Annotated in this window: 17 protein-coding genes; 8 read left to right on the top strand and 9 right to left on the bottom strand. The window is 62.0% G+C overall.

All coding sequences use genetic code 11. The features are described 5' to 3' along the window. Nucleotides 1-19 precede the first annotated feature (19 nt). The 6 genes from F759_RS0119115 to F759_RS0119085 all read right to left on the bottom strand — a co-directional run bounded on the left by F759_RS0119115 (nt 20) and on the right by F759_RS0119085 (nt 4,740). Nucleotides 20-1,051, bottom strand: coding sequence for a glycosyltransferase family 4 protein (locus F759_RS0119115; protein WP_027801296.1), 1,032 nt, complete (start codon nt 1,049-1,051; stop codon nt 20-22). 39 nt (nt 1,052-1,090) lie between these two features. Next, nucleotides 1,091-2,032, bottom strand: coding sequence for a UDP-2,3-diacylglucosamine diphosphatase (locus F759_RS0119110; protein ID WP_027801295.1), 942 nt, complete (start codon nt 2,030-2,032; stop codon nt 1,091-1,093). A 361-nt stretch (nt 2,033-2,393) separates the two neighbouring features. After that, nucleotides 2,394-2,948, bottom strand: a complete 555-nt coding sequence (locus F759_RS0119100; RefSeq protein ID WP_051377340.1) for an RDD family protein — start codon at nt 2,946-2,948, stop codon at nt 2,394-2,396. A gap of 28 nt (nt 2,949-2,976) precedes the next feature. Then, a complete protein-coding gene (locus tag F759_RS0119095) occupies nt 2,977-3,735 on the bottom strand; it encodes a DUF3106 domain-containing protein (protein ID WP_027801293.1) in 759 nt (252 codons plus the stop codon). A 16-nt stretch (nt 3,736-3,751) separates the two neighbouring features. Next, complete coding sequence (locus F759_RS0119090; protein ID WP_027801292.1) at nt 3,752-4,180, bottom strand: DUF3619 family protein; 429 nt, start codon at nt 4,178-4,180, stop codon at nt 3,752-3,754. Beyond that, nucleotides 4,177-4,740, bottom strand: coding sequence for an RNA polymerase sigma factor (locus tag F759_RS0119085; RefSeq protein WP_027801291.1), 564 nt, complete (start codon nt 4,738-4,740; stop codon nt 4,177-4,179). The genes F759_RS0119090 and F759_RS0119085 overlap by 4 nt, the downstream gene beginning before the upstream one ends. Nucleotides 4,741-5,095: 355 nt before the next feature. Here F759_RS0119085 and F759_RS0119080 point away from each other — a divergent pair, with 355 nt between their 5' ends. The 7 genes from F759_RS0119080 to F759_RS0119050 all read left to right on the top strand — a co-directional run bounded on the left by F759_RS0119080 (nt 5,096) and on the right by F759_RS0119050 (nt 15,134). Next, nucleotides 5,096-6,859, top strand: coding sequence for an acetolactate synthase 3 catalytic subunit (locus F759_RS0119080; protein WP_027801290.1), 1,764 nt, complete (start codon nt 5,096-5,098; stop codon nt 6,857-6,859). A 111-nt stretch (nt 6,860-6,970) separates the two neighbouring features. Then, nucleotides 6,971-7,462, top strand: a complete 492-nt coding sequence (gene ilvN / locus F759_RS0119075; protein ID WP_007175629.1) for an acetolactate synthase small subunit — start codon at nt 6,971-6,973, stop codon at nt 7,460-7,462. 121 nt (nt 7,463-7,583) lie between these two features. Further along, on the top strand, nt 7,584-8,600 hold the full coding sequence (gene ilvC / locus F759_RS0119070; RefSeq protein WP_006048219.1) for a ketol-acid reductoisomerase: 1,017 nt from the start codon (nt 7,584-7,586) through the stop codon (nt 8,598-8,600). A gap of 1,170 nt (nt 8,601-9,770) precedes the next feature. After that, nucleotides 9,771-11,468 carry a group II intron reverse transcriptase/maturase gene (gene ltrA, locus F759_RS0119065; RefSeq protein ID WP_027801289.1) on the top strand — a complete coding sequence of 566 codons (1,698 nt, stop codon included), beginning with the start codon at nt 9,771-9,773 and terminating at the stop codon, nt 11,466-11,468. Nucleotides 11,469-11,585: 117 nt separating this feature from the next. After that, nucleotides 11,586-12,224, top strand: a complete 639-nt coding sequence (locus F759_RS0119060) for a phosphatidylserine decarboxylase (protein ID WP_013088924.1) — start codon at nt 11,586-11,588, stop codon at nt 12,222-12,224. A 24-nt stretch (nt 12,225-12,248) separates the two neighbouring features. Continuing rightward, nucleotides 12,249-13,118, top strand: a complete 870-nt coding sequence (gene pssA / locus F759_RS0119055) for a CDP-diacylglycerol--serine O-phosphatidyltransferase (protein ID WP_027801288.1) — start codon at nt 12,249-12,251, stop codon at nt 13,116-13,118. Nucleotides 13,119-13,586: 468 nt separating this feature from the next. Beyond that, entirely contained in the window at nt 13,587-15,134 is a 1,548-nt protein-coding gene (locus F759_RS0119050) for a 2-isopropylmalate synthase (RefSeq protein ID WP_027801287.1), read from the top strand. A gap of 167 nt (nt 15,135-15,301) precedes the next feature. On the opposite strand, the gene F759_RS0119045 is transcribed toward F759_RS0119050, so the two are convergent. The 3 genes from F759_RS0119045 to F759_RS0119035 form a co-directional block, all read right to left on the bottom strand. Next, on the bottom strand, nt 15,302-16,882 hold the full coding sequence (locus F759_RS0119045; RefSeq protein WP_027801286.1) for a SulP family inorganic anion transporter: 1,581 nt from the start codon (nt 16,880-16,882) through the stop codon (nt 15,302-15,304). 76 nt (nt 16,883-16,958) lie between these two features. Further along, nucleotides 16,959-17,594, bottom strand: coding sequence for a carbonic anhydrase (locus tag F759_RS0119040; RefSeq protein WP_027801285.1), 636 nt, complete (start codon nt 17,592-17,594; stop codon nt 16,959-16,961). A 238-nt stretch (nt 17,595-17,832) separates the two neighbouring features. Next, the gene (locus F759_RS0119035) at nt 17,833-18,384 is read right to left on the bottom strand and encodes a hypothetical protein (protein WP_027801284.1); all 552 of its coding nucleotides are present in this window, start codon (nt 18,382-18,384) and stop codon (nt 17,833-17,835) included. Between the two features lie 185 nt (nt 18,385-18,569). On the opposite strand from F759_RS0119035, the gene F759_RS0119030 reads away from it, so the two are divergent. After that, nucleotides 18,570-19,859, top strand: a complete 1,290-nt coding sequence (locus tag F759_RS0119030) for a branched-chain amino acid ABC transporter substrate-binding protein (RefSeq protein ID WP_027801283.1) — start codon at nt 18,570-18,572, stop codon at nt 19,857-19,859. Nucleotides 19,860-20,150: the final 291 nt, after the last annotated feature.

Genomic DNA, 20,150 nt, shown 5'->3' with positions numbered 1-20,150 from the left:
GGCAGCCCGGCGCGCCGCGTCATGCGGCTGCGCTTTCCTCGCTATACGACGTGCGCGGCAACGGCTTCAGATGCGCGGCAAACTGCTCGGAGGCCGCCGCCCAGGAAAAGCGCTCGGCCCACGCGCGGGCGTGTGCGCGGTCGATTTTCAGCGCTTCAAGGCACGCTTCGCGCAGGTCTTCGTTCATCGCGCCAGCGCCGCCGTCGCCGAGCACGTCGATCGGACCGGTGACCGGATACGCCGCGACCGGCGTGCCGCAGGCGAGCGCCTCAAGCAGCACGAGCCCGAACGTATCGGTGCGGCTCGGGAACACGAACACGTCCGCTGCCGCGTAGACCTTCGCGAGTTCAGCCTGTGTCAGCACGCCGAGATAATTCGCCGTCGGATAGCGCGATTTCAGTTCGGCCAGTGCGGGGCCTTCGCCGGCAACCCACTTCGAGCCAGGCAAATCCAGCTTCAAAAATGCCTCGACGTTTTTCTCCACCGCCACGCGCCCGACGTACAGAAAGATCGGCCGCGCGGTGTTGAGCACCTTGGAGTCCATCGGATGGAAGATGTCGAGGTCCACGCCGCGCGTCCACAGCACGACGTTCGTAAAGCCGAACTTTTCGAGGTCGGTCTTGACGACAGGCGTGGGCGCCATCACGGCAAGCGACGGCTTGTGGAACCAGTGCAGGAACTTGTACGTCGCGGCGAGCGGAATGCCGAAACGCGCCTGCACATACTCGGGAAAGCGCGTGTGATAGGCGGTCGTGAACGGCAGCTTGTGCTGGATCGCGTAGGCGCGCGCGGCCATGCCGAGCGGGCCTTCGGTCGCGATGTGCAATGCGTCGGGCGCGAATTCGTCGATGCGCTGGCGCAGCTTGCGGCGAGGCAGCAGCGACAGGCGGATCTCGGGATACGTCGGGCAGGGAATCGTTTTGAATTCGAGCGGCGTCAGCAGATCGACGTGGTGACCGAGTTCGGTGAGCTCGCGTGTGGTGTTCTTCAGCGTGCGCACGACGCCGTTGACCTGCGGTTCCCATGCGTCGGTGACGATCATGATTTTCATCGATTTATTCCTCGATCCGGCCCAGAGAGGTTAAGAGAATTACGCGGTCGCGCGGGCCTTCTGCACGCCCGCTTCCGGCGCGTGCATCACGGTCCAGTAGATCACCTTGAGTTCGCCTTCGTACGTTTCGACGAGCGCCGACAGGCTTTCCACCCAATCGCCGTCGTTGCAATACAGCACGCCGCCGATGTCGCGTATTTCAGCTTTGTGGATGTGTCCGCAGACCACGCCATCGCAGCCGCGGCGGCGCGCTTCGTCGGTCATCACGCGCTCGAACGACGAGATGAAGTTCACCGCGTTTTTCACCTGATGCTTCAGGTATTGCGACAGCGACCAGTACGGAAAGCCGAGCCGGCTGCGGATCCGGTTGAACCAGCGGTTCAGGATCAGGATCATCGTGTAGAGCGTGTCGCCGAGATAGGCGAGCCACTTCGCGTGCTGGATCACGCCGTCGAACAGATCGCCGTGCACGATCCACAGGCGCTTGCCGGCGAGCGTGGTGTGAAACGCCTCGCCGCGCACGTGGATGTCGCCGAACGCGAGGTCGCAGAACTGGCGCGCCGCTTCGTCGTGATTGCCGGGCACGTAGACGACTTGCGTGCCTTTGCGCGCCTTGCGCAGCACCTTCTGCACAACGTCGTTGTGCGCCTGCGGCCAGTACCAGCCTTTCTTTAACTGCCAGCCGTCGATGATGTCGCCGACGAGATACAGGTATTCCGACTCGTTGTGACGCAGGAAGTCGAGCAGATACGGCGCCTGGCAGCCGCTCGATCCGAGATGGATGTCCGACAGCCAGATCGTGCGGTAGCGATGCGGCTCCGCGTGCTCGTCGTCGTGCTGGGCCGCCTGGGTGTCGAGCGGCTGGGGCGCGACGGGCAGCGGCAAGCCGTGGCTATGAGTGGGTTCGGGGCGGAACGCGACGGGGTCGACGCTCGGGCCAGTCTGGCGGAACAGGGAAGTCGCGGACGTTTTGGAGTCCATGGCTCACGCGTCGAGTTGCGGTGCCTGTATTGAGCCTTCCGCGCATGACTGTGCCGTGACAGTCATGAGAAGTTCTTATTACTGCGGGGGGCGACGATGTGGAGACTGCGGCGCGGGGGCGGGAGCTTTCAACCGATCAGGCCGCGTGCATCGCGGTGAGGGACGGCGTGACAGCCGCTGTGAAAGCCGCCGTAAAAGCGGCCGTAAAAGCCGTAGTGAAAGCTGTTGAACAAAGCCACTGCAAGGACCGTTGCAAAAGCCTGCAAAAGCTGCTGCAAAAACCACTGCAAAAAACTGCCCCAAAAACCACGGCAAAGCCTGCGGCAACAGCCGCTGCATTCTGCAAGCGCGTGCGCAATGCTCAGCGCGCTACGTCGATCACGCGGGTACCGGCAAGGCGGTCATGCAGGAACTGGCGGCTCGCGCCGAAACGGCCGGTGCCTGCCCACAACACGAACCAGATTGCGGCGATCACAAGCGTTTGCGGCAAGCGCAGACCGAGCAGCGGATGCAACGCAAGCGGCGGCAGGAACCATAGCCATGCGAACCCGTAGCGTGCAATTGCTCGCCACGTGGAGAGCGGCGCGCCGTTGGCCGTGACCACGCGCAGATGCCAGGTTTTCATCGGCAGAGTCTGGCCGCTGTGGGTCCAGAACCACACGAAATACACACCGACGACAACGCCGATCCACGCGGCCAGCAGGTTGTGGTGCGTGAGTCCATTGCGCTGCTGGGTCAGCGTGCTGAACAGATAACCGGCGACGAAGACGACGCCGAACAGCAACAGTGCTTCGTAAAGCAGTGCGGCGAGACGGCGTCGAACGGTAGGCGGTTTGCTTGGAGAAGCGCAAGGCGTGGCCGGAGGCGGACTCGCGCCGAGGTCCGGGCTGGAATTCAAGTCGGGCTTGGACGTCATGTGCGGTTCGGACACGGGCACGCGCGGCTCAGGAACCGTTGAAAATCGACGGCGCCTCGGCCGGCGAAACCGGCAGCGGCGTGGCCGGCACAAAGCTGCCGGCGGCCGGGATGCCCGGCTGCGGCGCCGGGCTCGGCAACGACGCCGCTGCCGCGGCGCTCGCCGACGGCGTGCCGCTTGCAGCGCGCTCGCGTGCATTGACGAGCCGGTCCAGTCCCTTGATTTCGCTGCGACCGGACGGCGGCGCGCTGACCACGCTCGGGCGGCGCTTGCGTTCGCTCGCAGCGAGCCGTTCCTTCAGTTCCTCGGGCAATTGCTGGTAGGTCTTCCAGGCATTCTGACGGGTTTCGCGGGGCAACTGCTTGGACACCTGATAGTTCTCGCGCGCGACGCGCCGCTGATCCGGGGTCATGCGCACCCATTCGGTCATCCTGTCATGCAGACGTTTCTGCGCTTCGGGCGACAATTTGGAATAACGCGATGCGATCTTCAGCCATTTGCGTTTGCGCTCGTCGCTGAACGAATCCCACTGCGCCTCGAAGGGTGCAAGGGCGATGTGCTCCGCGGAGCTCAGGCGCGACCAGGCCAGCGGACTTGTGCTGCCGGGCAGGCTGGGCAATTCGACGCCGAGCGTGGGCGCGGGCGGGCGCGCCGCGCCGTTGCCGCTCGCGGCGGGCGCGCCGGCGGGCGAAGGGCTCGGGTAGAAGCGCGGATAGGTCGCGGCAAACGACACGAGAGCCGCAATCGCACATCCGAAAACAACGGCAAGGCCGCGCTTGTAGCTCACCCGAACATTCTCCCGTTCAGTGGGCGCGCGAAAGATACGCGTTGAAGCCGTGGTCGAGATAGGCATTGAGCGGCAGGTCGTCGCTTAACATGGCGGCATCGATATCGGCGAGCTCAGCCGTGCGCTGCTGATCTTCCCAGTAGGCGATGCCCACGAGGCTCACGACCAGCGCGGCGAGCGGCCACGCGAGCGCGAAGCGGCGCAGCGGCGAGCGGCGGCGTTGCGGCAGTTCGCCATGCGACAGACCGGCCGGCATGCCCGCGCCGGCGAAAGCCGGCACGAACACCGGCGCGCTCACGGTCTCGGGCTTTTTGCGGGCAAGCGCTGCACGGCGCGCTGCGGCGAGTCGATCGACGGTGGCGGGCGCAATGCTGGCGGCGTTTTCGTCGAGCGCGCGGCGCACCTGGCGCGCGAACTCGAGTTCTTTTGTTTCGAGGGAGCTCATAGCGTGATTCCTTTGGCCTTGAGCGCTTGCGCCAGCGTGTGAGTGGCCCGCGAACAGTGCGTCTTCACACTGCCTTCGGAGCAGCCCATTGCGGCGGCAGTCTCGGCGACATCCATATCTTCCCAATAACGCATGAGAAACGCCTCCCGTTGACGTGCCGGTAACTTTTGGATCTCGTCGTCGATCATCTGCAAGACCTGCTCGCGTTCGAGTTTCTGCTCGTTGCTCTCGGCGCCCGCCGAGCCTTGCTGGGCCTCGAACGTTTCGAGGGGGTCGAATTCGTCGTCGTCGGCATTACCGAGCGACGAGAACAGACTCACCCACGTATTGCGCACTTTCGCACGACGGAAATGGTCGTGCATCGCATTCTGCAGAATACGCTGAAACAGCAGCGGAAGCTCAGCCGCCGGACGGTCGCCGTATTTTTCGGCGAGCTTGATCATCGCGTCCTGCACGATATCCAGCGAGGCGTCGTCGTCCCGCACGGCGTAGACCGTCTGCTTGAATGCGCGCCTTTCGACGCCCGCCAGAAAATCGGCGAGTTCCTTGTCTGATGCCATCCGTTTGGGGGTCGGCGCAGCGAGCGTGCGCGTAATCGGTCGAAAAATGTCGTAAAACTCGCGGATGCTAACAAACTTTTGCGTAACGAGGGGCAAAACGTGAGTTGCGTCGCATCGTCAAGACCGGGCGCGTCGGTCAGAACGGAGCGGCCTGGACGGGCGTTCAGGCAAGATTTGCTTGACCGCGCGGGCGTCTGCCGCTATCGTCGCTGGTTCGCAACATAAGTGACTTGTCTCATTGAGGTGTGGCCCAAGAAGCTCACCTGTCAACTGGACGCGCCGCTTGAACCCGAGCCACAAGCCCGGCAGAGAGCACCCGATCAATTTTTTGCCGAAAATTCGAAAGGTGAATTGAATGAATATGCCCAGCGCGGAATTCTCCACGTCGGATACGACTCCACAACACGAAGCTGACTCTATCGGCGCCACCGTGCTCATGAAGGCACTGGCCGACGAAGACGTCGAATTCGTTTGGGGCTATCCCGGCGGCTCGGTACTCTACATTTACGACGAGTTGTACAAGCAGGACAAGTTCCAGCACATTCTCGTGCGCCACGAGCAGGCCGCGGTTCACGCCGCCGACGCATATTCGCGTTCCACCGGCAAGGTTGGTGTGTGCCTCGTGACTTCCGGCCCGGGCGTCACCAATGCGGTGACCGGCATCGCCACCGCCTACATGGATTCGATTCCGATGGTCGTGATCAGCGGCCAGGTGCCGACTGCCGCGATCGGTCAGGATGCGTTCCAGGAGTGCGATACGGTGGGCATCACGCGTCCTTGCGTGAAGCACAACTTCCTCGTGAAGGACGTGCGCGACCTCGCCGCCACCGTCAAGAAAGCGTTTTACATTGCCCGTACCGGCCGCCCCGGCCCGGTGCTGATCGACATTCCGAAAGACGTGTCGAAAGCGCCTTGCCAGTACGAGCCTATCAAGAATGTTTCGCTGCGCTCGTATAACCCGGTCACGAAAGGCCACTCCGGCCAGATCCGCAAGGCGGTTTCGCTGCTGCTCTCGGCGAAGCGCCCGTACATCTATACCGGCGGCGGCATCATTCTCGCGGATGCATCGCGTGAGCTGAACCAGTTCGCCGATCTGCTCGGCTATCCCATCACCAACACACTGATGGGTCTGGGCGGCTACCGCGCGAGCGACAAGAAATTCCTCGGCATGCTCGGCATGCACGGCACGTACGAAGCCAACATGGCGATGCAGCACTGCGACGTGCTGATCGCAATCGGCGCGCGCTTCGACGACCGCGTGATCGGCGACCCGGCGCATTTCGCGTCGCGTCCGCGCAAGATCATCCATATCGACATCGATCCTTCTTCCATTTCCAAGCGCGTGAAGGTCGACATTCCGATCGTCGGCGACGTGAAGGAAGTGCTGAAGGAACTGATCGAGCAGTTGCAAACGGCCGAGCATGGCCCGGACACCGCGGCGCTCGCCGACTGGTGGAAGGACATCGAAGCCTGGCGTGCGAAAGACTGCCTGAAATTCGACCGCAAGAGCGACATCATCAAGCCGCAGTACGTGGTGGAAAAGGCGTGGGAGCTGACCGACGGCAACGCGTTCGTCTGTTCCGACGTCGGCCAGCACCAGATGTGGGCCGCGCAGTTTTATCGCTTCAACAAGCCGCGCCGCTGGATCAACTCGGGCGGCCTCGGCACGATGGGCTTCGGCCTGCCGGCGGCGATGGGCGTGAAGATGGCGCACCCAGACGACGACGTGCTGTGCATCACGGGCGAAGGCTCGATCCAGATGTGCATCCAGGAGCTCTCGACCTGCAAGCAGTACGAGACGCCGGTCAAGATCATCTCGCTGAACAACCGCTATCTGGGCATGGTGCGCCAGTGGCAGCAGATCGAATACAGCAAGCGCTATTCGCATTCGTACATGGATGCGCTGCCGGATTTCGTGAAGCTCGCCGAAGCGTATGGCCACGTCGGCATGCGTATCGAGCGCACGGCCGATGTCGAGCCGGCGCTTAAGGAAGCGCTGCGCCTGAAAGATCGCACGGTGTTTCTCGACTTCCAGACCGATCCCACCGAAAACGTCTGGCCGATGGTACAGGCCGGCAAGGGCATCACCGAGATGCTCATGGGTTCGGAAGATCTATAACGACGGTTTCTAGCGTTGGCTTCGTCATACGCGCCTTCAAAAAAGGCGGCGGCCGGCGAAGCGGCGCAAAACCGCTCGCATACATCGACAAACATCTGGAAGAAGCGAAACATGAGACACATTATTTCTGTCCTGCTGGAAAACGAACCGGGCGCGTTATCGCGCGTGGTCGGTCTCTTCTCGGCACGCGGCTACAACATTGAAACCTTGACGGTGGCTCCGACCGAAGACCGTTCGCTGTCGCGCATGACCATCGTCTCAATTGGCTCGGACGACGTGATCGAACAGATCACGAAGCATCTGAACCGCCTGATCGAGGTGGTGAAAGTGGTCGACCTTACCGAGGGCGCCCACATCGAGCGCGAGCTGATGCTGATCAAGGTGAGGGCGGTCGGCAAGGAACGTGAGGAGATGAAGCGGATGTCGGATATTTTCCGCGGCCGCATCATCGACGTCACCGAAAAGACCTACACGATCGAACTGACGGGCGCGAGCGACAAGCTCGACGCCTTCATCGAAGGGCTCGACGCCACCGCGATTCTCGAAACGGTCCGCACGGGCAGTTCGGGCATCGGTCGCGGCGAGCGCATTCTGAAGGTGTAACGCGCGAGCGTTTCGATCCGGCCGGATGGCGCTCGTCACATCATCACTATCTGGCCTTGCAATACAACATTCGCAGTATCTGAATCTCACTGAATCATCCGAATTTAGCCAAGGAACCGACATGAAAGTTTTCTACGACAAGGACGCCGATCTCTCCCTCATCAAGGGCAAGCAGGTCACGATCATCGGCTATGGCTCGCAAGGCCATGCGCACGCGCTGAACCTGAAGGAAAGCGGCGTGAACATCACGGTCGGTCTGCGCAAGGGCGGCGCATCGTGGAGCAAGGCTGAGAATGCCGGCCTGCAAGTGAAGGAAGTGGCGGAAGCCGTGAAGGGCGCAGACGTCGTCATGATGCTGCTGCCGGACGAGCAGATCGCCGAAGTCTATGCGAAGGAAGTGCACGCTAACGCGAAGCAAGGCGCGGCACTCGCGTTCGCGCACGGCTTCAACGTGCACTACGGCCAGGTGATTCCGCGTGCTGACCTCGACGTCATCATGATCGCGCCGAAGGCGCCGGGCCACACGGTTCGCGGCACTTACTCGCAAGGCGGCGGCGTGCCCCACCTGATCGCCGTTGCGCAAGACAAGTCCGGCGCGGCACGTGACATCGCCCTGTCGTATGCGGCAGCGAACGGCGGCGGCCGTGCGGGCATCATCGAAACGAACTTCCGCGAAGAAACGGAAACCGACCTGTTCGGCGAACAGGCCGTGCTGTGCGGCGGTACCGTCGATCTGATCAAGGCCGGTTTCGAAACCCTGGTTGAAGCGGGCTACGCGCCGGAAATGGCGTACTTCGAATGCCTGCACGAACTGAAGCTGATCGTCGACCTGATCTACGAAGGCGGCATCGCGAACATGAACTACTCGATCTCGAACAACGCCGAATACGGCGAGTACGTGACGGGTCCGCGCATCGTGACCGCTGAAACGAAGAAGGCGATGAAGGCCGTGCTCACCGACATTCAGACGGGCGAGTACGCGAAGAGCTTCATCATCGAAAACAAGGCTGGCGCACCGACGCTGCAATCGCGCCGCCGTCTGACGGCCGAGCACCAGATCGAGCAGGTCGGCTCGAAGCTGCGCGCAATGATGCCGTGGATTGCGAAGAACAAGCTGGTCGACCAGTCGAAGAACTAAGAAGTCCGTTTTATCGCCTGTAACCGGCGCGGCGCGCCGCCGCATGCGCCGGTAACGCAAAAAGCCGCCCGAGGGTGCTGAACCCCGGGCGGCTTTTGCTATCCTACGGTTTTACGTGCGACACGCATGCTCGTGTCCGTCAGCCCCACGTTACGGGGCATCGACTAGAGGGTTATTGAGGAAGGTCTTGACTGGACTCACCATGCCCTCCGCAGGCGGCTCCCTTGTGAGCTGCACTTTAAGCAGTAGATGTGTCCTTATGGACACACCTTGGTAGTGAACACGGGACACGGCGCAGTCTGCCGTCAACCGTATTGCATTGACCTGATTACCGTCAGGTCCCGCCCAGTCAGCGGCTTCATCTCCGCCGACAGGGCGGGGTGGTGTTTGCAATTCCCGCGCCTTCGGGCAACGGAGTCGCTAAACGACACGAGCGAAAGCTCGGCGTGTCATTGTTCGGCCTCGCTGGCTGAATTGGCGAGGGTAGTGAACCTGCTGTACGACCAGCAGTAGCCTAGGAAGACATGCGTCACTGGCAACGGTGAGGTGTGAAGCTCTTCTGACAATGTACCCCCCGGAAGTTCGGGCGGATGGTGGCTGTGAAACGACCATCTGGAGACTCCCAGCAGCAACGGGGTTGAGGGGCTAGGCTGGCTGATACGGTTAACGTAAGTGAACTGCTGATAAACCTCGTAAGTAGGACGGTGCCAAAGCTGCTGGTAGGCATCAACCAAAAAGGTGTGCGGTCGGATAGCTCGCTGTAAATTCGGGCTACGTCGTCTTCGGACCGCCGGGGAATAGGCAGAACCTAAGTCAGTCGTGTGACATGCCGGGAACGTGGTAAGCCTGTATGGTTGCCGGCGCAGTGAGGCTGGCAGGCGGACCGTGAGGAACGCTGTTAATTGTGCAGGTAGAGGACGACGGAAAAAGCGAAGGCCGGGCTGTAATGGTCCGGATAGGGGTTGAGACATCACCTCACGCGAAAGCGGGCAGACTTCCGTCTGGTCTACCGTCGCAAGACGGCTGACTGACCTTTAGCTGGAACTGGTGATTGCTGGCGGCTTCTTAGTCGTCAGTGCTTGTTGTTTACCCCCTTGCGGGAGCAGATCGCTCCCGCAAGGGGTGATCTGTTCTCCGCTCGGGATTCACTTCTTCGAGTAGGAGAGCAGCATGAAAGTATCTGGCCGAAAGACTGGATCTGCGCTTTCCCACGCGCCGGACAACTGGTACGCCGTAGATTGGCGACGGGTTGAACGGAACGTGAGAGGGATGCAGATACGAATTGCGAAGGCGACGCGGGAAAGTGACTGGCGCAGGGTGAAAGCCCTGCAACGGATGCTGACCCGCACGTTGTCCGCGAAGCTGTATGCGGTACGACGTGTTACGCAGAACCAGGGTGCGCGAACGGCGGGAGTCGATCGTGAACTGTGGGATTCGCCTGAGAGCCGATGGGAAGCCATCGGCAGGTTGAAGCGGCGCGGATATAAGCCTCTGCCATTACGGAGAGTCTTTATCCCCAAGGCCAATGGAAAAGAACGCCCTCTGGGCATTCCAACCATGCGGGACAGGGCGATGCAAGCTCTGTATCTGCTGGCTCTGGAGCCGGTGTCGGAATCGACGAGCGACGCGAACTCGTATGGGTTCAGGCTGAACCGCTCGACGGCTGACGCCATGTCGCAGATTTTCGTCGCCATGTCCCAAAAGGGCTCAGCCCGCTGGGTACTGGAGGCGGATATCAAAGGCTGCTTTGACCACATCAACCATGAATGGCTGGAGAACCATGTCCCTATGGACAAGGAGATCCTCCGGAAGTGGTTGAAGGCTGGCCTGATTTATAAAGGTCAGCTACAGGCGACTGAGGCTGGTACGCCGCAGGGAGGGATCATCTCCCCGACGCTGGCGAACGTGACGTTGAACGGGCTGGAGCGTGAACTGATCGCGCACCTCGGTGCGAAGTTCGGGATCGCAAAGGCGAAGAAGCTGAAAGTGAATGTGGTGCGGTACGCGGATGACTTCGTGATTACCGGTGACTCGCAAGAGGTGCTGGAGCAGGAAGTTCGGCCTTGGGTGGAAGCATTCCTTGCCGTTAGAGGATTGCAACTTTCCGAGGAGAAAACACGGATCACGCACATTGACACAGGCTTTGATTTCCTTGGGTGGAATTTCCGAAGGTACTCGGGAACGCTACTCATCAAGCCGAGCAAAAAGAACGCGCAAGCGTTCTATCGCAAGGTGGCGGAGACGATCAGCGGTAACAAGACGGTGAAGCAGGCGAGTCTGATCCGGCTGCTGAACCCGATGCTACGAGGCTGGGCGCGGTATCACAGTCCTGTAGTAGCCAAAGAGGCGTACAGCCGCATGGAGTCTTTGATTTTCCGGAGGCTCTGGCGGTGGTCTAAGAGGCGGCATCCGAGCAAGAGTGCCGACTGGGTGAGAAAGAAGTACTTTCACTCAGAGGGCAGCCGACACTGGGTGTTTGCTGTTCCAGTGGTTCGTGAAGCAGGAAAGGGGTTACTTGAGCTGTACCAGATCAGCGGTACAGAAATCAGGCGACACAGAAAGGTCAAAGGGGCGTTCAACCCATTTGACCCAGAGTGGGAGCAATACGGCGAGCAGTTGCGCGAGGCACGCATGGAACATTCGATGCGACACCGGCGACAATGGGTCTCGTTGTACATGTCACAGAGCGGATTGTGCGCGCACTGTGGATGCGCTCTGACGAAGGAAACCGGTTGGCATGACCATCATCTGGAATATCGGATGCATGGTGGATCGGATGCTCTTTCGAACAGGGTTTTGCTTCACCCGGACTGCCACCGGCAAGTGCACGCAGGTAAAATTGCAGTAACTAAGCCGGCCCGGGACTAACCCCGGGCTTTGTTTGTAGATTTGAGCCGTATGCGGGGAAACTCGCACGTACGGTTCTTAGGGGGCTCCTCTTCCGCGAGGAAGGGGGGCTACCCTCCAAAAATACTGAAGCCACTCATGAATTACCCACATCCGATCATCGCGCGAGAAGGCTGGCCGTTCATCGCCATCGCGGCCGTCGTTGCATTACTGGTTCACGCCTTCGCGGGATTCGGCTTTGCGTGGCTCTTCTGGCTGATCCTGATCTTCGTCGTGCAGTTCTTCCGCGATCCGGCGCGCCCGATTCCGACTCAGGCGAATGCCGTGCTGTGCCCGGCCGACGGCCGCATCGTCGCAGTGGAAACCGCGCATGATCCGTACGCCAATCGCGAAGCGCTGAAGATCAGCGTGTTCATGAACGTGTTCAATGTGCACTCGCAGCGCTCGCCCGTGGACGGCGCGATCTCGAAGGTCGAGTATTTCCCCGGCGCATATCTGAATGCCGCGGTGGACAAGGCTTCGCTCGAAAACGAGCGCAATGCGATCGTGATCGAAATGGCTGGGGGCCAGACGGTGACATCGGTGCAGATCGCCGGCTTGATCGCGCGGCGCATTCTTTGCTACGTCCGTGCAGGCGAGCCGCTTACGCGCGGTCAGCGCTATGGCTTTATCCGCTTCGGTTCGCGCGTCGACGTCTATCTGCCGGTGGGCAGCCGTCCGCGTGTGTCGATCGGCGAGAAGGTGTCGGCGTCGTCCACGATCCTCGCTGAACTGTAAAGCGGCACAAAGGAGGTTGTCCGAATGGCCGCATTCAAACCGCGTCGACCGCGCACCAGTGGACCGCTGCCGCGTCCTTTCCGCCGCAACAAGCCGATGGTAGCGGACTCGCCAGCCGTCGACAGCCGGCGCGCGCAGCGTCAGCAGTTCCTCAGAAAGCGCGGCATTTATCTGCTGCCGAACGCGTTCACTACGGCGGCGCTGTTCTGCGGCTTCTTCGCCGTCGTCCAGGCAATGAACGTGCGCTTCGAAATCGCGGCAATCGCGATCTTCGTCGCTATGGTGCTCGACGGCATGGACGGCCGCGTGGCCCGTATGACGCATACGCAAAGTGCATTCGGCGAGCAGTTCGACAGTCTGTCCGACATGGTGTCGTTCGGTGTGGCGCCGGCGCTCGTCATGTATGAGTGGATCCTGAAGGACTTGGGCCGGTGGGGCTGGCTCGCCGCCTTCGTCTACTGTTCGGGCGCGGCATTGCGTCTTGCGCGGTTCAACACGAACATCGGCGTGGTCGACAAACGTTTCTTCCAGGGCATGCCGAGCCCGGCGGCAGCGGCGCTCATCGCGGGCTTCGTGTGGCTTGCCACCGACAACCGCGTGCCGCTCAAGCTCGTCTGGCTACCGTGGGTCGCTTTCGTGCTGACCATTTATGCGGGCGTGACGATGGTGTCGAACGCGCCGTTCTATAGCGGCAAGGCGCTCGACGTGCGGCATCGCGTGCCGTTCGGCGTGATTCTGCTGGTAGTGGTGGCGTTCGTGCTCGTGTCGTCCGATCCGCCGCTGATGCTGTTCGGTCTGTTCGTGCTGTACGGTTTGTCCGGCTATGTGTTCTGGGGATACCAGGCGATGCGCGGCAGGGCGAATCCGGCTCGCTCCGTCGCGCACGACAGGTAGCTCACAGATTATTGTCCCGGTTGCGCGCTCGCAGTCTGAAGCTGATGCAGCATGAAAAACGGCGACCTTTGGGTCGCCGTTTTTCGTTTTCCTACGCTTCCGGGAACGTCGCGGCAACGCGCGCTACAGGCAGGTTTGACGCCAATTGCACGCAGGGGGGAATGCCGCTATAGTCGTTGGATGACTGCGTCCACGTTGGCTTTTAGTCGCGATCGAGGCCGCGAACCGGCCTGCAAGCCGGCCTGCGAACCGGCCTGCGAGACGAGCCGCAATCGAGCCGTATTGCGAACCTCCACGAGCCACATTGAGAACCTCGACGAGTCGGCGCATTGATGACCTAGACCGTCGCACTGACCGGTTGCGCCCTGTCCGCGTCGTCCACTCGAGCGTTGCTCGCGGCGCTAACGGCGGCAGCCTTCGCATTCCAAGATCCGATCCCCCAATTAAACGACTCCGCTGGAGACTCCCATGTCCGACAAACTGATCATATTCGACACCACGCTGCGTGACGGCGAACAATCGCCCGGTGCGTCGATGACGAAAGAAGAAAAAATCCGCATCGCGAAGCAACTGGAGCGGATGAAAGTGGACGTGATCGAAGCAGGCTTCGCGGCGAGTTCCAACGGGGATTTCGACTCGATTCATACGATCGCGGGTCTGATCAAGGACAGCACGATCTGCTCGCTTGCCCGGGCGAACGACAAGGATATTCAACGTGCGGCCGACGCGCTCAAGCCCGCCGAGCGTTTTCGCATTCACACGTTTATCGCGACGTCGCCGTTGCACATGGAAAAGAAGCTGCGCATGACGCCGGACCAGGTGTTCGAGCAGGCGAAGCTGGCAGTGCGTTTCGCGCGCAAATTCACCGACGACGTCGAATTCTCACCGGAAGACGGCAGCCGCTCGGACATGGACTTCCTGTGCCGCGTGCTGGAGGCGGTGATTGCGGAGGGCGCGACCACCATCAACATCGCTGACACGGTTGGTTATGGCGTGCCGGAACTGTACGGCAATCTCGTGAAGACGCTGCGCGAGCGCATTCCCAACTCGCACAAGGCAGTGTTCTCGGTGCATTGCCATAACGACCTGGGCATGGCGGTGGCGAATTCGCTCGCCGGCGTGCAGATCGGCGGCGCGCGTCAGGTCGAGTGCACGATCAACGGTCTCGGCGAGCGCGCGGGCAACACGTCGCTCGAAGAAATCGTGATGGCTGTGAAAACCCGCAAGGATTATTTCGCACTGGAACTTGGCCTCGATACGACGCAGATCGTGCCGGCATCGAAACTGGTGTCGCAAATCACCGGTTTTGTCGTGCAGCCGAATAAAGCGGTGGTCGGCGCCAATGCATTCGCGCACGCGTCGGGCATCCATCAGGACGGCGTGCTGAAAGCGCGCGACACCTACGAAATCATGCGCGCCGAAGACGTGGGTTGGAGCGCGAACAAGATCGTGCTCGGCAAATTGTCGGGCCGCAATGCGTTCAAACAGCGTTTGCAGGAACTAGGCATCGCGCTCGACAGCGAAGCCGAACTGAACACCGCGTTCGCACGCTTCAAGGAACTGGCCGACCGCAAGTCGGAAATTTTCGACGAGGACATCATCGCGATTGTCACCGAAGAATCGGCCGAGGCGCAGCAGAAAGAACACTACAAGTTCGTGTCCTTATCGCAGCATTCGGAGACGGGCGAGCAGCCGCACGCGAAGATCGTGTTCGCGGTGGACGGCAAGGAGATTACTGGCGAGGCCCGCGGCAACGGTCCCGTGGATGCCACGCTCAACGCAATCGAAACGGAAGTGGGTAGCGGCTCGGAGTTGCTGCTGTACTCGGTGAACGCGATCACCACCGGCACGCAGGCGCAGGGCGAAGTGACCGTGCGCTTGTCGAAGAGCGGGCGCATCGTCAATGGCGTGGGCACCGATCCGGATATCGTCGCGGCCTCCGCGAAGGCGTATATCTCGGCGCTCAACAAGCTGTATTCGAATGTCGACAAGCTCAATCCGCAGCGTTCGGAGTGAGCTTGCGAAGGTGCTTGTCAACATCGGCCTGATGCATTGCCGGCGGTAGCAAAGCGAGCCCCGCGCCGTCAACGGCGCGGGGCTTTTTTAATACGGCGCGTGTCCGGCTCAGTCTCGCTCAGTCCCGGTCACTCAGGCTCACGCTCACGCGCCGCCGTCTCCCCACGTTACTCGGTTGCCGCGCGTCGCATCGACCAGCCGCGTGCAGCGCGTGCCTGCGCACGCACCTGATGCCGCACTTCGACCGCAATGCCGCGGCGCGGCGCGTCCTCGACGAAGGCATCGAGCAGTTCACGCACGTCGTGATCGACGAAATCGGCGCGCGTCGCATCGACGATCAGCGTCGAGCCGTCGGGAATCTGCTGCAGGTAATGCTTGAGCGGCACCTTGCCGAGGAACGAGACGTCCTTGCGGAACGACAGCAGGTAATGGTCGCCGTGTTGCGCAAGCACGATGGGGCGGCGCAGATTCGCATACAGCGCGAGCAGCACGCTGCACAGAATGCCTAGCACGATGCCGATCAGCAGATCGGTCGCGAGCACGCCAACCAGTGTGACGATAAATGGCGCAAACGGCGCGAAGCCCTGTTTCGCGACCGTGACGAACAGCGACGGCTTGGCGAGCTTGAGCCCCGTGAAAATGAGGATCGCCGCAAGACAGGCCAGTGGAATCAGGTTGATGACACTCGTCAACGCGAACACGCTGACGAGCAGCAGCACGCCGTGGATGATCGCCGACAGACGGCTCTGCGCGCCGGCATGCACGTTAGCGGAACTACGCACGATGACGGCCGTGATCGGCAGCCCGCCGATGGCGCCCGCTATCAGATTGCCCACGCCTTGCGCCTTCAGCTCGCGATCTGGCGGCGCGGGGCGGCGCTCGGGGTCGATCTGCTCGACTGCTTCGAGGCTCAGCAAGGTTTCGAGACTTGCGACGATCGCGAGCGTGATCGCCACGCGCCACACGTCCGGGTTGACGAGTTGCGCGAAATGCGGCCCGAAGTCGGCCCATTCCAGCGCCACGCTCAGCGCCGCGAACGATTCGAGCGACGGCAACGCGACGCGATGTTCGGCAGGCGGTGCGAGCGACGGCGCCAGCATGTGCAGCAGCAAGGTCGCGCCGATACCCAGCAACACCACGGCGAGCGGCGCGGGAACGATGCGCACCAACGCGAAGCGGCGCATCGCGCGCGTTTCCCAGGCCATCAGGATTGCCAGCGACAGCACGGTGATCAGGCAGGCCACCAGCGAGAGCGAGCCGAACGACGTCATGACCGTGCCGGCCGCTTGTGCGGCGGCGGGCGCGTCGCTTGCCGCTTGTCCGTTGACTAGCCCGAGCGCGAGCGGGAATTGTTTGACGATCAGCAGCACGCCGATGGCAGCGAGCATGCCCTTGATGACCGGCGACGGCACATACGCGGCGAAACGGCCGGCCTTGAGCATCCCCAAGCCGAACTGGATCGCGCCGGACAGCAGCACGGCCGCGAGGAACGCAGAAAAGCTGCCGAGCTGCGCGATCCCGTCGACGACAATCACGACGAGACCCGCAGCCGGTCCGCTGACGCTCAGGCGCGAGCCGCTCAGAACGGCGACCACGAGGCCGCCGACGATGCCCGACACAAGTCCGGCAAACGGCTCGACGCCCGATGCATTGGCAATGCCGAGGCACAGCGGCAGAGCCACCAGAAAAACGACCGTGCCCGCAAGCGCGTCGCGCTGAAATGTCGAAAAAAAAGCTCGAAGGTTCATGGTGTCGGTGCAGAAATGAGTGATGCCTGATCGCAGGCGAAGGCCGAACCGGATAGGACGCGAACGGGGCCGCGCACTACGCCCCGCTATGGGCGGCTGTCTCGCAGGTCATCGCGTCGTCGGCCTCGTAGCCGGACGTGAGTACCTTGATGCGTCCGTCTTCGAGCGCGAAGATCCAGCCGTGCACGAGCGGCGCCGTCTGCGCGTCCCGCACGATCGGATTCGCGCGAAGCTGGCGCACCTGTTCGAGCACGTTCAGTTCGGCGAGGTGATCGACGCGCTCGCGTTCGCTCGCGTGTGCGTCGAGTTCGTCGCGATGGGTCCTGGCGAGTGAGCAAAGCGGCGCGATCCGGCGATTCACGTGCGGCAGCCCCGGGTCGGGCGGCAACAACGACGCGCGCACGCCGCCGCACCCATAATGTCCGCAGACGATCACGTGGCCGACCTTGAGCACGCGAACCGCGTATTCGAGGACGCTCGCCGAGTTATCGTCGTCGGGATGAAACAGATTGGCGATGTTGCGGTGAACGAACAGGTCGCCCGGCTCGCAGTGCGTGATGGTTTCGGCAGGCACACGGCTATCCGAGCAGCCGATCCACAGCACGTGCGGGTTTTGCCCGCGTACCAGATCGCGGAAAAATTCGGGGTTGCGCTCGGCGGTTTCGTGCGCCCATGCGACGTTGGCGACAAGAAGGCGTTTGGGACGATTCATCGATAGCGGCTCCGTAAAGGGGCGCATCTTCCGGTGCGGGAATCACGGCCGTGCCGTGTGGTCGAGCTCCGTATCGGTAGCCCGACCAGCACCGGATTAATGCTTACAAAAGCCTTTCTATCAAAAAATTAATCGCGTGTGTGTGAAATAAAATTCGTCGTCATGCGAAATAAATAAAAAAAAGCCGCTTCGGGAGCGGCTTTCGGAAATGCATGCGCAATGCGCGTGACAGCGCGATCTAGAACATGTTCCGGCGATCCGGATCGTGCAGTGGATCGGGCGTTTTCTGCGTCAGACGCAACACGCCCTGGTCGTCGAAATAAAAGCTGAACATCATGTACCAGAAGTTGTCCTCCAGATAGCGATAGGTCCAGACTTCGCGCTTCATCAGCGGGAAGTAGGAGGTCTCTACCGGGCGGCCGAAATTCACCAGCACGTCGCTTCGGGTCCATTTGCCGACTTCGGCGCGATAGAACTCGTTCGGCTGCAATACCTGGCGCACGTTGACGATCTTGCCCGACGCGTCGATGTCCGCGGCGGTGGTGGTTTCGCCCATCGGCTGCGTTGGCCACATCAGCCGCTTGCCGCCGTTTGGCAGGTCGTAGCTTTCGCGAGGTGGGCCGAGGCGCGCGACGATTGTCGATGCGTCCGCGCCCGCCTGATATTGCTGCCAGGGCTGCGCGCAGCCGGCGAGCGCGAGCGCGCTGATGCACACGAGCGCCGCGCGGCGCACGCGCCCGGCAGCCGACGCCCCGACCGAGGCCGCCTTGGGGTGATGGCGGTTCAACATGAATTCCTCCGATGGCTTTTGAGTAGCGGTTTTTATCGTCAACATGGATCATTTTGACACGCGCCGAAGAAAACTTTGCGTCTCGAGCGCGCTTGCCCGCCTGCACGCTAACGGCCCGAGCGGCTTGCTTATTCCGTCGCCGACGCCCTATGATCCGCGCTTCGACGAATCAGACGGAACGGACGATGGCGAACTGGCACAGGAAGGCGGCGGTGGTATTGGCGGCAATCGCAGTCGCAGCGACTGCGGCGTGCGCGGCCGCGGCTGAAACGGCGCCGAAGCCGGGCGGCGCGCCGATTCAGCTGGCATTGATCGAGGGCATGTCAGGTCCGTTCGCCAACGCTGGCGCGGCAGTGGAGCGCAATTTGCGCTACGGCGTCGAGCAGGTCAACGCGCGCGGTGGTGTGGAGCTGGCGGACGGCGCGCATCCGCTCGAACTCGTCGTGCTGGACAGCAAGGGCGGCACCGAAGAGGCGCTGACGCAATTGCGCGCCGCCGCGGACCGTCACATTGGCTACATCATGCAGGGCAACAGTTCGGCGGTCGCGGCGGCGCTCATCGGCGCAATCGACAAGCAGAACAGCCGCGAGCCGGAGAACCGCGCGTTGTTCCTGAACTATTCCGCCGACGACCCCGCACTGACCAACGCCAATTGCAGTTTCTGGCACTTTCGCTTCGACGCGCATGCGGGTATGCGCATGGACGCGCTTGCCGACGTGATCCAGCGCGACAACGCGGTGAAGAAGGTGTATCTGCTGAATCAGGATTACAGCTTCGGGCATGACGTGAGCCGTCTCGCACGTTCGGCGCTGTCGGCGAAGCGTCCGGATATCGCGGTGGTCGGCGACGAGTTCCATCCGATTGGCCGTGTGAAGGATTTCGCGCCGTACGTCGCGAAGATTCGCACTAGTGGCGCGGATGCCGTCATTACCGGCAATTGGGGCAACGACCTGACACTGCTCGTGAAGGCGGCGCGCGAGCAGGGGCTCGATACGAAGTTCTACACGTTCTACGGCAACAGTCTCGGCGCGCCGGCCGCGTTGGGCGAGGCGGGCGTCGGACACGTAATCGCCGTGGCGGACTGGCATCCGAACGCGGGCGGCGCGGCCTCGGACGCCTGGTACGAGGCTTTCCGCGCGCGCTTCCCGGCCGCGCACGACGACTATCCGGTTTTGCGCATGCCGTTGATGATCGAAACCCTGGCCGCGGCGATGAACCGCGCGAGAAGCGCCGATCCGACGACCGTGGCGCGGGCGCTCGAAGGGATCAGGTTCGACAACGGTTTTCATGCGTCGTGGATGCGGGCGGAAGATCACCAATTGATCCAGCCCCTCTACGTGATGGAGATGGATCGAGCGGGCACGCGCGGCGTGCGTTTCGATAACGAGGGTTCCGGCTTTGGTTTTCGTACGGTGCTGGCGTTGCCGGCGGAGCGTACGGTTCCGGCGAGCGTGTGCAAGATGAAGCGGCCGTGAGCGGCTGAGCAGCCAGGCGGCCAGAGCAACAGCAACCGCAACCGCGCCCAAGCAGCCCCGGAGCGCCACCAAATGGCCTTGAGCGCCCACAACAACCGAGCGGCGCCGAGTCGGTTTGACGACACTAGGCCGCCGTTGCCTGCGCTCCGCGCGGTGTCGTCCGCAGTCGCTGTTCAGCCCCGCAGGGCAGGGTTCGCGGCGGGACCGTCCTGTGCTACAATACGCGTCCCGTTGCGGTGCCGGCTGTCATGCAAGCTGCTTTGTAGCGCCAGTTCGCACGGGTAACCCACG

This window comes from Paraburkholderia dilworthii (genome assembly GCF_000472525.1).
GTDB classification, from domain to species: Bacteria; Pseudomonadota; Gammaproteobacteria; order Burkholderiales; family Burkholderiaceae; genus Paraburkholderia; species Paraburkholderia dilworthii.
Note: the sequence above shows the minus strand (reverse complement) of the source record. Positions and strands in the feature narration are given on the sequence as shown.